The sequence below is a fragment of the Paenibacillus sp. RRE4 genome (genome assembly GCF_031844205.1).
Taxonomy (GTDB): Bacteria; Bacillota; Bacilli; order Paenibacillales; family Paenibacillaceae; genus Paenibacillus; species Paenibacillus xylanexedens_B.
The window spans coordinates 861,895-874,640 of record NZ_JAUZUT010000001.1 but is presented as its reverse complement, the minus strand read 5'-3'; the positions used below and the strand labels follow the sequence as shown (position 1 = coordinate 874,640).

Sequence of the window (12,746 nt, the reverse complement as noted above, 5' to 3'; positions counted from 1 at the left end):
AACTTTTATAAATCACGAGCTGTCGTGTTGAACAAAAGTTTCCTCATAAACATCCAGCCAATGAGCGGAAAAGCCCCCAGAATAATAATGAGCCAGATTAACACTTTAGTTGATGGCGAGTTTAGCACAGTTATCATAAATACGGTCAAGCCAAAAAGCCGCCCGCACATCAGACTGAGTTCCCTTAATACGACAAGTTCAACCCTTTTCTCCACATTTTCGCCGCTCGTGCCCATCATGTCGAATCCTGCGGAGATCATCGGCAAAATATATAGCGGCATCGCTATAGCGCTTCCGATTCCCATAAAAAGCAGTGTTCCATAAGTCACTTTCCAGAGAAGAGGGAACAACACCGCAAGCAACAACACGGAACCTGCGAGCATCCCTTTAGATCGGTAATGAGGTTTAAACCATTTTCCTGCAGCCCAGTAACTGGCTAGTGCAACGGCTGAAGTAATAAGAGAGAATTGTCCAAGCTTATACTCCTGAGTTGTCGCCAGATAAACAAGCAGTGCAATCAAGAAGGCAAATACACCTTCCCGAACGCCTTGAGCAAACAGTCCCATGGAGAGCGGCCGCCACGGACTCTTTGGGGTGGACAACTGCCGAATGGGTTCTGACCAGCAGTATGTCCCGCTAACTTTTCGTTTTTTTAGAAAAAAACTGAAGATCACTGCGATGATATAAATGACAAGAGATACGGTGAATATAAGCCGGTATCCTGTATTATCTGCCATACGTGAAATAATGAGGCCCGAGAACCATGGCCCAACAATGCCTGTCATTGAGCCTAACAAACCAACCCAGCCATTAAACAAGTCCCTGTTTTCCCGATCCGTCACTTCGAAATAGACGACATTAAAGGCAATCCAGAACAGCCCCAATGCACATCCCAGAAGCAAACCTAGCGGCCAGATCCAATCCACAGCGGTCTTTCCGGTCCACAGAACAAGCATATAGAAAATACCAGATAAAGCTGTTCCAAGCCTCAATGCGCTCATTTTATTATGTTCCTTGACCCACTTCCCCGCGAGCCAAAACGTGATGCCAATAGCCAGTTGCTGACTGATGGTAAACCAGCCGAGCATGGCGTAATCCGGACGGCTTTTCCATAGAAACACGTTCAAAAACGTACCGGACAAGGCTCCGGCTAACGCAAACAATCCATTCACGCCTAAAAGCAGAATGGATTGTCTTCCCAAAGTAATCTTCATCTGCCCCTCCTCCATCACCTGAATCCAACTTAACGTGAACAGGCGGCTCTTAAGGGTTAACGTACCCCAAGCCGGAGGAAAACATGATGAATCTTTGGCGTTGTATAAAATTAGCTTTCAAACCAATGTGATCTATTCGTGTGCACTCAGGTTCTGAATCAAGCGCAAACGGTCATCCTCTGATAAACTGTATTGAACCTGGAAACAACCAGAGCACACGTAAGTCAATACCGTAAATGGAGATGACAAGACAACACCTGTCCCGGAAGCAGCATTGGCTACTGGTGTGAATGTATCCTGACTCGCTGTCTGCGTACCAGCTAGAATCATGAATTCCCGACAATTCGGACACTCTGGTACTTCCTCTTGCTGATCCAGTTGCTTTTCTACACCTTGTTCATATTGAATGAGATCGTTGCCCTCGTCTGCATATTTGTTCAAAGTACGAAGTTCAGGCAACTTCAGTTCCACTTCATCACCCCAAAGCGAAGTCAGATCCGAGATTTGCTCTTTATCGTTTGAAATGTCCTCCATGTCGAACTCTTCTTCGCTATCATCATTCTCTTCATCGCCAATGTTAATGTTCAGTGTACGGTAACCCTTTAATTCATTGTGACAATACGGACACTCTTCTTCCGGACCCAGCTCCTCATCCCAAACAATCTCTGTTTGACACCAAGGACATACCGTTGTTTCCATCATGTATCAACCTTTCTCTTTCATATAATTACGTATTTAACACATAGATCACACCGATGGCAAAAAACACAATCGATGCCGCAAACAAAATCCGTATCAATATTTTCATCATCGATCCCCCTAGATAATGCTTGCGCCAATAACAAAGGACAGTGAGACAGAAATGATCATGGATATCAACCCAACTGCACGGTTATCTGCTTCAATCTCCCGGTCAATTGAAAACACTGGCGTCAGGAACTCGAACAAAAAATAAGCGATGAGCAACAAAACAAACCCGACAAATGACCATGTCATCGCTTCATATACTGAAGATTTTGCTTGAATACAAAAACGGAGTACGTTGCAAATCCCAAAGATTTTCCCGCCTGTAGCCATAGCCACAGCCAGATTGCCTTTTTTGATCTCCGTCCAGCATTTATATTTGGTTACCAGTTCGAAGCATGCCAGAAAAACGAGCAACTCCATGATGGCAACCGAGAAGAAACCGAGGACCATCCCGAGCGGATGAGACAGCAGTCCGTCAATCGCTTCTTTCACTCCCATTCTCCTTCCGCATCTGCTGTCCGACTTAACGACGGAACAGCAGGTTATTGTTTATTCATCCTGAGGCTATTCCAGTTCAGCGACGGTTACACCGTTGCCTCCCTCTCCGTAATTGCCTAGACGATAACTTTTAATATGTTTATGCTTCCGCAGGTAATCCTGAATACCCGTACGCAAAATTCCTGTACCTTTACCATGGATAATATACACTTGACCCAAGTTGGCAAGGAAGGCTTCATCGATGAAACGATCTGCTTCCATCAGGGCCTCTTCCAGGTTAGCCCCCCGCAGATCCAGCTCACTCTTCACGTTATCATCTCGAGTACGCTTCATGCCTGTGACTGGTTTTTGCTTTGGCTGTTTTGCCGCTGGTGCTGTCTGTTGCAACTCCAAATCATCCAGCGACACTTTCATTTTCATAATGCCGAGCTGTACCACAGCATCCTTGCTGCCTGCCATCTCCACGACATGCCCCTTCTGATTGAGACTGTAAACTAAAACTTCATCACCTGGGCCAATCGCACGTGCTTTCGGAGCGGCTGTCTTTTTCACCGTTTTTCTACGTTTTTCCGGCTCTGCTTCATCCAGCTGTTTACGAGCAGCGATCAACTTATGCTCCTTGACAGAAGCACCCTCCTCCAGAGCCAGCTGACGAAGGTCAGCAATAATTTTTTCTGCTTCTGCACGAGCCTTATCTACGATGCTGCGCGCATCTTCCTCCGCTTTTTCAATCCGGCGGTCACGCTGTTGTTCCAGCTTTTCCAGCTCGGCTTGATGGCGGCTACGCAATTTTTCCATATCCTGGCGAAGTGTTTCTGCTTTCTGACGCTCTTGTTCAGCTGTTAGACGGTTCTCTTCGAGCGAAGCGATCATGTGTTCAATCCGCTGATCTTCTTCTTTCACTTCACCGCGTGCATAATCCAGAATGTAACCCGGAAGTCCCAAGCGCTCTGCAATCGCAAAAGCGTTACTGCGTCCCGGTACGCCGACAAGCAGACGGTAAGTCGGACTCAGTGTATTGATATCAAATTCCATGCTGGCGTTAATAACGCCTTTACGCTCGTAAGCATAAGCTTTCAACTCACTATAGTGAGTCGTTGCCACCATGCGGCAACCTGTCTGGTGCATATGCTCCAGCATGGAGATGGCGAGCGCAGAACCTTCTGCTGGATCTGTCCCTGCTCCAAGTTCATCCAACAGGATGAGACTTTTCGGCGTCATATTTTTCAAAATACGAATGATGTTGGTCATATGGCTGGAGAACGTACTCAGATTCTGCTCGATACTCTGCTCATCACCAATGTCGGCATAGATCGCATCGAATACACATAACTGACTGCCGTCTTCTGCTGGAACAAACAATCCCGACATCGCCATCAAGCTTAACAGACCGATGGTTTTCAACGTTACCGTTTTACCACCTGTGTTTGGTCCAGTCACGATAATAGAGGTGTAGTCGTTGCCAAGCTCTACATCAATTGGAACGACATGTTCAATCGGAATCAGCGGATGACGTCCTTTTTTCAGCTTCAGGAAACCCCGATCATTCATCCGAGGCAGCGTTGCTTTGAGCTCACGGGCTAAACGTGCTTTGGCAAAAATAAAATCAAGCGATGCCAGCAAATCGACATCATATAACAGCCACTCCCCCTGCTCACTGACAAGGGCCGTCAATTTTTGCAAAATGATCTCAATTTCGCGTTCCTCCCGAATCCGGGTTTCGCGTAATTTATTGTTCATGGCCACAATGGATTCCGGCTCAATGAAAAGAGTCGCTCCTGAGCCTGACTGATCATGGACAATGCCGCCGAAATAAGAGCGATACTCTGCTTTGACAGGAATAACAAATCGATCCCCACGAATCGTAATGAGCTGATCTTGCAACATTTTGGAAACGGTGGACGAACGAATCATTGAATCCAGCTTCTCCCGAATCCGTGCTTCTCCCCCGCGCAGTTCGCGGCGAATCTGTGCCAGCGTTACACTCGCACTATCTGCAACCTCCGCATTATCATCAATACAGATACGGATCGCATCTTCAAGTTCCTTCTGCTCAGACAACTGGTCACTGATATAGAAGAGCGAGGCTATCGGCTCGTCCTCATGTAGCGTTGCAATCTGACGTTTCAACCGTCTGGCCGCATGTGTCGTTGTGGAAATACCCAGCAGTTCATGCGGGTTGAGTGTGCCTCCAATCTCAGCACGTTTTACAGAAGCCGTGATGTCTACAATCCCGCCAAAGGACGGGGAACCTTTGAGACGCTCAAAGGTGAAAGCTTCATCCGTTTGTTGAAGTAATCGTTTTACTTCCTCCAGATCACTATTAGGCTCAAGTTGCTCTGCTTTTTTCTTGCCCATTGATGTTTGAGCGAAGCTAATCAATGTATTTAGAATTTTACGATATTCCAAAGTGTGTAATATTTTCGTATCCAAGTGTACAACTCCTTCCAAACTATACCTGTATTATAACGAAAGAAACATTGTTGCGCTATTTAACGAATCCTTCCACACATAACTTGGGGTATGACGCCACAAACTACATGTGTCAGGATTGTGCTATTCAATTTTACTCACTTAGATTTCCCATGTTTATGCACAATCCAATCTGAATAAAGGAGGTAACCCCCATGAATTTTCTGGGCCATGTCGTGCGATTTATTATCGCCGCTATCGTGTTAATGGTTGTAAGCTGGATCGTTCCCGGTTTCGCCGTTGGTGGTTTCTGGAGCGCGCTGATGCTTGCGTTGGTCATCGCTTTGCTGGGCTGGATCGTTGAAGGCATCTTTGGCAGAAGAGTGAACCCTTTTGGCCGGGGAATCGTCGGCTTTATCGTGAGTGCACTGGTCATTTGGCTGGGTCAATATGTGGTTGATCACGTTGAGGTCAGCCTGCTCGGTGCCATTCTCGCCGCATTGGTCATCGGGATTATCGATCTCTTCATTCCGGTATCCACACCGTTTGATGCCGGACGCAGCTCCAAAAGCTAAAGACTGACTGTCATACTGCTAGCGCTCTAACAAGATATCTAAACCTCGGAAGGCCGTTGGCCTGAAGAGGTTTTTCTTTTTGCACATCAAGTGATCAGCAACTATCGATAAATTTCAATAAAACGACATACCCCACATGTACAGGCATCGCCAGATTGCGGTATGATGACTTGAGAAATCATTCAAATTTTATCCATCCCACACGCCTGAAGGAGGTACATGATGAAGAAAGGTGTAATATGGCTTGCCGCCTTAATGTTTATCCTTGTTCTTGCTGCATGCGGTAGTCCCAAAGATTCAGGAGCATCCGAGCCAGAGGTTACAGCCACCGAACAACTGGTGATCAAGGCAAGCAACTACGAATTCGATCAACCCGAATATCGACTCAAAAAAGGTGTGCCTGTGAAGATTGTTTATGAAAACGTCAACGGAAATCACGGTTTGCTCGTGCCTGAGTTCAATCTTCGGTTAGACACCCAAACAAGCTCCAAAGTCATCGTCCCGGACAAAGTCGGAGAGTTCGAAATGTCATGTTCCGTTTTTTGCGGTAAGGGCCATAGCAGCATGATCTCCAAAATTATAGTAGAAGAATAACACTTCAAGACAAGAGCCCCCGTAGCGACGGGAGCTCTTTTTTTGTATTATAACAAATAATGCAAGAGTTCGCTGGTCAGCACATCGACAAAAAGAGTCAATCTTTACGTCTGATCCTGCTCAATCAATTCAATCCATTCGTTATATTCCGTCTGTAACTTTGTATATTCATCGTGCAGCTGACGATATTCCGTATTGAGCTGCTCCGCCTTTTCTTGTTCCATCTCCCGCTCAACCTGCAACAACCGAAGCTGGTTTGCCGTTAGTTCATAACGTTCACTTATTTCTCGCAGTTCATTCTCCATGATCTGCTTCTCCTCGTCTGCCTCCACTTGATGCTGTTCCCGCTGTGAACGCTCCTTGAGCAACAGATCACGTTCTTGTACCAGTTCCTCCAGCTTCTCTGAACTTGCTGCACTCTCTCTTTGCCACGCTGTCAATTCACTCTCCAGTGCTGTCCAGCGATCCTGCCATGCCTGCTCCTGCTCCGCCCATTCGTCAGCACGTAGCTTCCATACCTGTTCGTTCTGTTCTGCCGACTCAGTTACCAGTTCCAACTGTGAACGAAGCTCTTCTTCACGTGTCATCAGTTGTTGGATACGAGAAGACAGTTCCGACTGATTGGCAGACAGGTCCTCATGTTTAATTTGCCATTCGAGAGCTTCCTCTTCCGTCTGCGCGAGTTGACTCGCTTGCTCCGTATAACGCTTGGCAAGTTGCTCAGCGGACTGTCTTGCTTCGTTCAGCGATTGCTCCAGCGCATTCTTCTCCGCTTCGAGTTCACTCATTAAAGCACCGGTATTCTCTTCTCGTTGAAGAGCATCACTGTAATCGATACGGATCTGCTTGTATTGTTCCTGCAGACGGCTTAATTCCTCTTGGGCACTATGCAATTCATCGCGAGTATTATTTAGCTCCTCATGTTTGTCAGCTAACTCCTTATTCTTCTCAGCTAGCTCCTCATGATTATCATTTAGTTCACGGCGTGTGCCTTGTAAATCCTCATTCAATTGTTTGAGTTTCTCTTCTAGGATCTCGTTTTCTTTCTCATAACGAACAGCCTCCTCATTGTAGAGGCGCGCTTCTTCCTTCACGACGGAAAGTTCATCATGCAAGGACTGTACACCAGACTCCAGCGTTTCATTCTGCTCAGCTGCTTCGAGAATCTGATTCTCCAGATCTCCAATATCGGCGAGTCGCTGTTCAGCAAGATCTTTCCAGGATTGTTCCCTCTCCGTCAGCATTGTTATCTCATTTTGCAATGTACGTACAGCCGCATGTGCCTGCTCCAGCACCTTCTGCAGTCTGCGCTGTTCTTCTTCTGACTTCGCTTCTGCTTCAAGCAAATGCTGCGCATCCTGTTCAAGCTGGGAATGCTGTTCCTGCAGTTTGCGCAGTTGAGCGGTTAGCGCTGTTTCACGATCCACTGCTTCATTATACTGATCTTGCAACTGTTGCTGTGACTCCTGTGTCTGTTTCAACGACTGCTCCGTTTCACGAAGTTTGTTTTGCAGATCATTGCTGCCTTCTCTCAACTGCTCCAATTGTTGCTGGAGCTCCGCGATCCGACGTGTCTGAGTCTCCTGTTCCTGAATACGGATCTCGTGCTCCTGTCGCAACGACTCCACTTGGGTACGTTCCGCCTGGAGCAACTGTTCTTGCTCAGAAACCACTTCCTGCGCATGTTGAAGCTGACTCCGAACCTCGCCCAGTTGTTCATTGATCTCCGTTATGCGAGCATTTGCCTGAGCACGTTCTTCCTCCAACTGACGAGCCAGTTTACTCCTCTCCTGCTGTAGCGCTTCTTCAGCCGCTGCCGTTGCCTCAGCTGCACGGGTAGCCGCTACTTCTTGCTCTTCTTTCAATTGCTCTTCATAGAAAGCCTCTTTCTCCATCCATTCCAGCTCGGATTGCTCGGAAAGAGATCTAAACTCAGACTTCTGTTGCTCCAGAGCAGCCTGGTGCTTCTGTTCAGCTTCAGCAATCCATGCTTCACGCTCTTGTTTCGCTTGTGCTTCGAACGCTTCTGCCTGCTTCTGTGCTTTCTGTTCGGCTTGCTCCAGACGCTGCTTCATTTGATTTTCAAGTTCGCTATATTGAAGGGTCGCCTCTTCCTCCACCTGTCTCAATTTGGCTTCAGCCTGTTCCAGTTCAGAGAGGATCGCAGCTTCTGCCTCTTCTTTGGCCGCTTGTACCTGCTCTGCCGCCTGAACCTGCAGTTTTTGGCGCTCTGCTACTGCCTTGCTTTCGGCTTCCTTCAATTGTGCCGCAGTTCTTTCCTGCAGCTCTTTGTACTCGGTTGCGGCTTTGGCCCGCACCTGCTGTAGCTCGGCTGCCGCACGGTTCTGTGCTTCTTTAAGTTGCGACGCAGATTGAGCCTGTAATTGTTTGAGTTGGTTTGCTGCTTTTTCCTCTGCTTCCTTTACACGTGTATTAGCTTTCACTTCTGCCTCTTTGAGTTGTGCCGCGGCTTGCGCCTGCATCTTCTGGATCTGATCCTTCATTTGGCTGCGCTCTTGCTCCAACATCGCATTCAGCTTGGTGATTTCAGCCTGCTTGTCTGCGGTGAGCTTTTGCAAAGCCTGCTCTGCCTCACTCTTCTGCTGGCGAACCTCAGCGAGAGACTGATCTCGCTGTTGCAATTCTTTTTGGTGTTCGCTCTGAATGGCGTTTAATCGGTTTAATTCATTTCGAAGTTCTGTACGTTCTCCCGTGAGCATCTTGAGCTCATTTCGGATCTCCTGCGTCTGAAGAGACTGCTCAGCCATATGTACGGCCGCAAGTACAGCAATACGCGGCGTGTCCAAACGGGAATGACTTTTGGAGATGGCGCTCATACGCTCATCAACCAGATTAGCTACTTGTTTCATATAATCGGCACTGCTGCCGACCAGTTTATAGGAAGTCCCGTAGATCTCTACGGTGACGCGTGTACGATCAGGTGTAGTCACAGTTGTGCCCTCCTTCAAGTCTGTATGTTGATTCTAAGCTGTAATGACAAAAAAGTCACATCGATCCTCTATTGCTAAGGATTCGATGTGACTTCGAGCAATTCCTGCTAATCTTTGTTCAAAAAATTGACTTCTGTCCTATTTGCGCAGTTCTGCGTTGAATTGCTCTTCCAAACGTGTTACGACCCGCGCATGAGCTTCGGTAACTTCCTCGTCTGTCAAGGTGCGTTCACGGTTTCGGTATACCAGTGCCATGGCCACACTTTTCTTGTCTTCACCCAGCTTGCTGCCTGTGAATACGTCAAATACCTGTACGTTCTGCAACAGTTCACCCGCACATTCACGGATCGTACGGAGCATGTCGCCAGCTTCGATATTTTTGTTTACCACCACGGCAATATCCCGCTCTACTGCCGGGAAGCGCGGAAGCTCACGATAACGAATATCCGCATCCGCTTCCTCATATATCCCTTCAAGAGCAATTTCAGCAACATAAACATCATTCAGATCATATTGTTGCTGTAGTTCTGGATGCAACTGACCGAGAGTACCGATCAATGTGCCTTCACTTCCATCTTTGCCATCCAGATAGATGGAGGCAGAACGCCCTGGATGGAATCCTTCCGGACTGTTCGCTACAAAGCGAATCCGCTGCTCCAGCCCCAAATAAGCAAACAAGTTCTCAAGTGCACCTTTGATGTCAAAGAAATCCACTTTCTCTGCCCCTACATTCCATTGTTGCGCTACACGGTTACCCGTAAGCAACATGGAGAGTACCGGAATTTCATGCGGTTGCTTCGTCAGCTTCTCTTCCTCCGTGAAGAAAACACTACCTACTTCAAACACAGCAAGCGAATCCTGCTTCCGATTCATGTTGTATACAGCAGCATCCAGCATCTGCGGCAAAATGCTCGTACGCAACACACTACGATCTTCACTCATCGGCATAGCCAGCTTAACCGCTTTGCTTCCTTGTGTCAGCGCAGGGAACAGGACTGCTTTGTCTGGATGAACAAAGGAATAACTGATCATTTCCTGCCAGCCGCTACCAGACATCAACCCACGGATCGTACGACGAATGGCTTGAGGACGGGTATATGCGCCTGGTGTAGTCGGGCCTTCGATCCACGTTGTTGGAATGTTGTCGTACCCGTATAGACGGGCAACCTCTTCGAACAGATCCACATCTATCGTGATATCCCCTCTGCGAGTAGGCACTTCCACATCGAGAACACCCTGCTCCGCATCACCACATGCAAAGTGCAACCGGGCAAAGATTGTTTTCACCTCAAGCAGAGAAAGATCCGTTCCCAAATAACGGTTAAGCCTGTTCAGAGACATTTGAATGACACGCTTCTCGGAAGCTTCAGCGCCAGCTTGCACAATCCCTTGATGTACTTGCCCTGATGCATAACGCTGAATGAGTTCAGCCGCACGATCCAGAGCCGTGATTACCGCACCCGGGTCTACTTCTTTTTCAAAACGCAAGCTTGCTTCGGAACGCAGCCCCAGTTGGCGCGACGTCTTCCGAACCGTTCCGCCATCAAACTTGGCGGACTCGAGGAGCAGATTCACGGTGCCTTCCGATACCTCGGAATTTTCACCGCCCATAACCCCGGCGATGGCAACCGGCTTCACGCCGTCGGTAATCAGCAGCATATGCGGTTCCAGCTTACGCTCCTGTCCGTCCAACGTCACAATCGTTTCGCCTTCGTGTGCCATGCGCACTTCAATGCGGCCGTTCTCCAGCTTATCTGCATCAAACGCATGCAACGGTTGCCCGTATTCAAGCATGACATAATTCGTAATATCCACGATATTGTTAATCGGACGTACGCCCGCTGCCATGAGACGGTTCTGCATCCAGAGCGGGGAAGCCCCCAGCTTGATTCCAGTCACATAACGAGCTGCATAATGGCTGCACTTCTCCTGGGCTTTAATCTCCACAGAAATATGATTAGCCGCTTCATCACCGGCTTCGACCAGCTGATCTTTCGGATTCGGCAACGTCACTTCGCGTCCCAGGATCGCCCCCACTTCGTATGCTGCACCGCGCATACTCAAAGCGTCGGAACGGTTCGGCGTCAAGTCAAGCTCCAGCACATGATCATCCAGGCCCAGCACCTGGCTGATTGGCGTGCCGATCTCTGTGTTTTCCGGCAGAACAAGAATACCTTCCTGTTGCTCTTTAGGCAGCAATTTGTCGTTCATGCCAAGCTCTTTGGCAGAACAGATCATACCAAGCGATACAACGCCGCGCAGCTTCGCTTTTTTAATATCCAGCCCGCCTGGAAGCTTCGCGCCAACAAGGGCTACCGCTACTTTTTGACCCGCATCCACATTTTTCGCGCCACATACGATCTGTAGCTCTTCCTCTTGTCCTGCATCAATGACACAGACATTCAATTTGTCCGCGTCCGGGTGTTTTTCCTTGCTCTTCACATAACCAACAACAACCTTGTTTACCCCTTGGTTGCGGTTCTCCACGACATCAATTTCGATCCCTGCACGGGTGATTTTTTCTGCCAGCTCCTGTGGGGTTACACCTTCAAGGGCAATATAATCAGACAGCCAATCTGTCGATACTCTCATGCACGTTCACTTCCTTAATCTTTGTATTAGTTTGACGTTCATTGACATTCAATATAATTACAGACGTCCGAATTGCTTCAGGAAGGTCTGGTCACTGTTATAGAAATGACGGATGTCATCTATGCCGTACTTCAGCATCGCGATCCGCTCTACACCCATACCAAAGGCAAAGCCACTGTATTTCTCCGGGTCATATCCGCCCATCTCAAGGACTTTCGGGTGAACCATACCGCCGCCCAAAATTTCGAGCCAGCCTGTTTGCTTACATACACGGCATCCGCTACCACCGCATTGTACACAAGTTACATCCACTTCCGCACTTGGCTCGGTGAACGGGAAGAAGCTTGGACGCAGACGAATTTCCGTGTAAGCGCCGAACATTTCACGCACAAATTGCAGCAACGTTCCTTTCAAATCACTCATACGAATGTTTTCACTGATTACAAGGCCTTCGACTTGATGGAACTGGAAGGAGTGTGTCGCATCGTCATCATCACGGCGATATACTTTACCTGGGCAGATGACTTTGACAGGCACTTCACCTTTCATGCTCTGCATCGTACGAACCTGTACCGGAGAAGTATGTGTACGCATCAGCAGGTCCTCGGTAACATAGAAGGAATCCTGCATATCGCGCGCCGGGTGGTTCTTTGGCAGGTTCAGGGCTTCAAAGTTGTAATAGTCCATCTCCACCTCAGGACCTTCTGCTACGCGGTATCCCATACCGATAAAAATATCTTCAATCTCCTGCACCACTTTGGTCAGCGGATGCAGTCCGCCTTGACGTCCGCGGCGACCCGGCAAGGTTACGTCAATCTTCTCGGATTGAAGGCGCTTCGCAGTCTCTTCCTTTTGGAACTGCTCCTGCTTGCGATCAATAACCTCTTCAATCGCTCCACGAACCTCGTTACCCACTTGCCCAATGACTGGGCGCTCCTCTGCACTAAGCGCACCCATGCCACGCAAAATTTCAGTTAACGCACCCTTTTTCCCCAAATACTTTACACGCAGATCACTAAGTGTCTGCGGATCGTTAACGCCGGATAGCTGTTCCAGCGCTTCAATCTTTAATGCTTCCAAACGTTCTTTCATGTGTAATTGCCTCCTTTAAATGCTGTTATTGCAACAAAAAAAGGCCTTTTCTCCCCAAAAGGGACGAAAAG

9 protein-coding genes are annotated in these 12,746 nt (G+C 48.2%); 2 read left to right on the top strand and 7 right to left on the bottom strand.

From position 1 onward, the window contains the following. Positions 1-5 precede the first annotated feature (5 nt). From Q9R46_RS04175 to Q9R46_RS04160, 4 genes are all read right to left on the bottom strand, one after another. Positions 6-1,214, bottom strand: coding sequence for an MFS transporter (locus Q9R46_RS04175; protein WP_311279076.1), 1,209 nt, complete (start codon positions 1,212-1,214; stop codon positions 6-8). A gap of 132 nt (positions 1,215-1,346) precedes the next feature. Further along, the gene (locus tag Q9R46_RS04170; RefSeq protein ID WP_145328953.1) at positions 1,347-1,913 is read right to left on the bottom strand and encodes a hypothetical protein; all 567 of its coding nucleotides are present in this window, start codon (positions 1,911-1,913) and stop codon (positions 1,347-1,349) included. Between the two features lie 120 nt (positions 1,914-2,033). Then, positions 2,034-2,459 (bottom strand): DUF350 domain-containing protein, encoded by a 426-nt coding sequence (locus tag Q9R46_RS04165; protein WP_311279075.1) that lies wholly within the window; start codon positions 2,457-2,459, stop codon positions 2,034-2,036. 66 nt (positions 2,460-2,525) lie between these two features. Next, a complete protein-coding gene (locus Q9R46_RS04160; protein WP_311279074.1) occupies positions 2,526-4,892 on the bottom strand; it encodes an endonuclease MutS2 in 2,367 nt (788 codons plus the stop codon). Between the two features lie 194 nt (positions 4,893-5,086). Here Q9R46_RS04160 and Q9R46_RS04155 point away from each other — a divergent pair, with 194 nt between their 5' ends. Both Q9R46_RS04155 and Q9R46_RS04150 read left to right on the top strand, forming a co-directional pair. Further along, positions 5,087-5,446, top strand: a complete 360-nt coding sequence (locus tag Q9R46_RS04155; RefSeq protein WP_145328949.1) for a phage holin family protein — start codon at positions 5,087-5,089, stop codon at positions 5,444-5,446. Positions 5,447-5,665: 219 nt separating this feature from the next. Next, on the top strand, positions 5,666-6,040 hold the full coding sequence (locus tag Q9R46_RS04150) for a cytochrome C oxidase subunit II (protein ID WP_311279073.1): 375 nt from the start codon (positions 5,666-5,668) through the stop codon (positions 6,038-6,040). Between the two features lie 104 nt (positions 6,041-6,144). Here Q9R46_RS04150 and Q9R46_RS04145 read toward each other — a convergent pair whose 3' ends face one another. From Q9R46_RS04145 to pheS, 3 genes are all read right to left on the bottom strand, one after another. Then, positions 6,145-8,991 carry a hypothetical protein gene (locus Q9R46_RS04145; RefSeq protein WP_311279072.1) on the bottom strand — a complete coding sequence of 949 codons (2,847 nt, stop codon included), beginning with the start codon at positions 8,989-8,991 and terminating at the stop codon, positions 6,145-6,147. 138 nt (positions 8,992-9,129) lie between these two features. Then, positions 9,130-11,583 carry a phenylalanine--tRNA ligase subunit beta gene (gene pheT / locus Q9R46_RS04140; protein ID WP_311279071.1) on the bottom strand — a complete coding sequence of 818 codons (2,454 nt, stop codon included), beginning with the start codon at positions 11,581-11,583 and terminating at the stop codon, positions 9,130-9,132. A 57-nt stretch (positions 11,584-11,640) separates the two neighbouring features. Further along, the gene (gene pheS, locus Q9R46_RS04135; RefSeq protein WP_311279070.1) at positions 11,641-12,675 is read right to left on the bottom strand and encodes a phenylalanine--tRNA ligase subunit alpha; all 1,035 of its coding nucleotides are present in this window, start codon (positions 12,673-12,675) and stop codon (positions 11,641-11,643) included. Between the last annotated feature and the right edge of the window lie 71 nt (positions 12,676-12,746).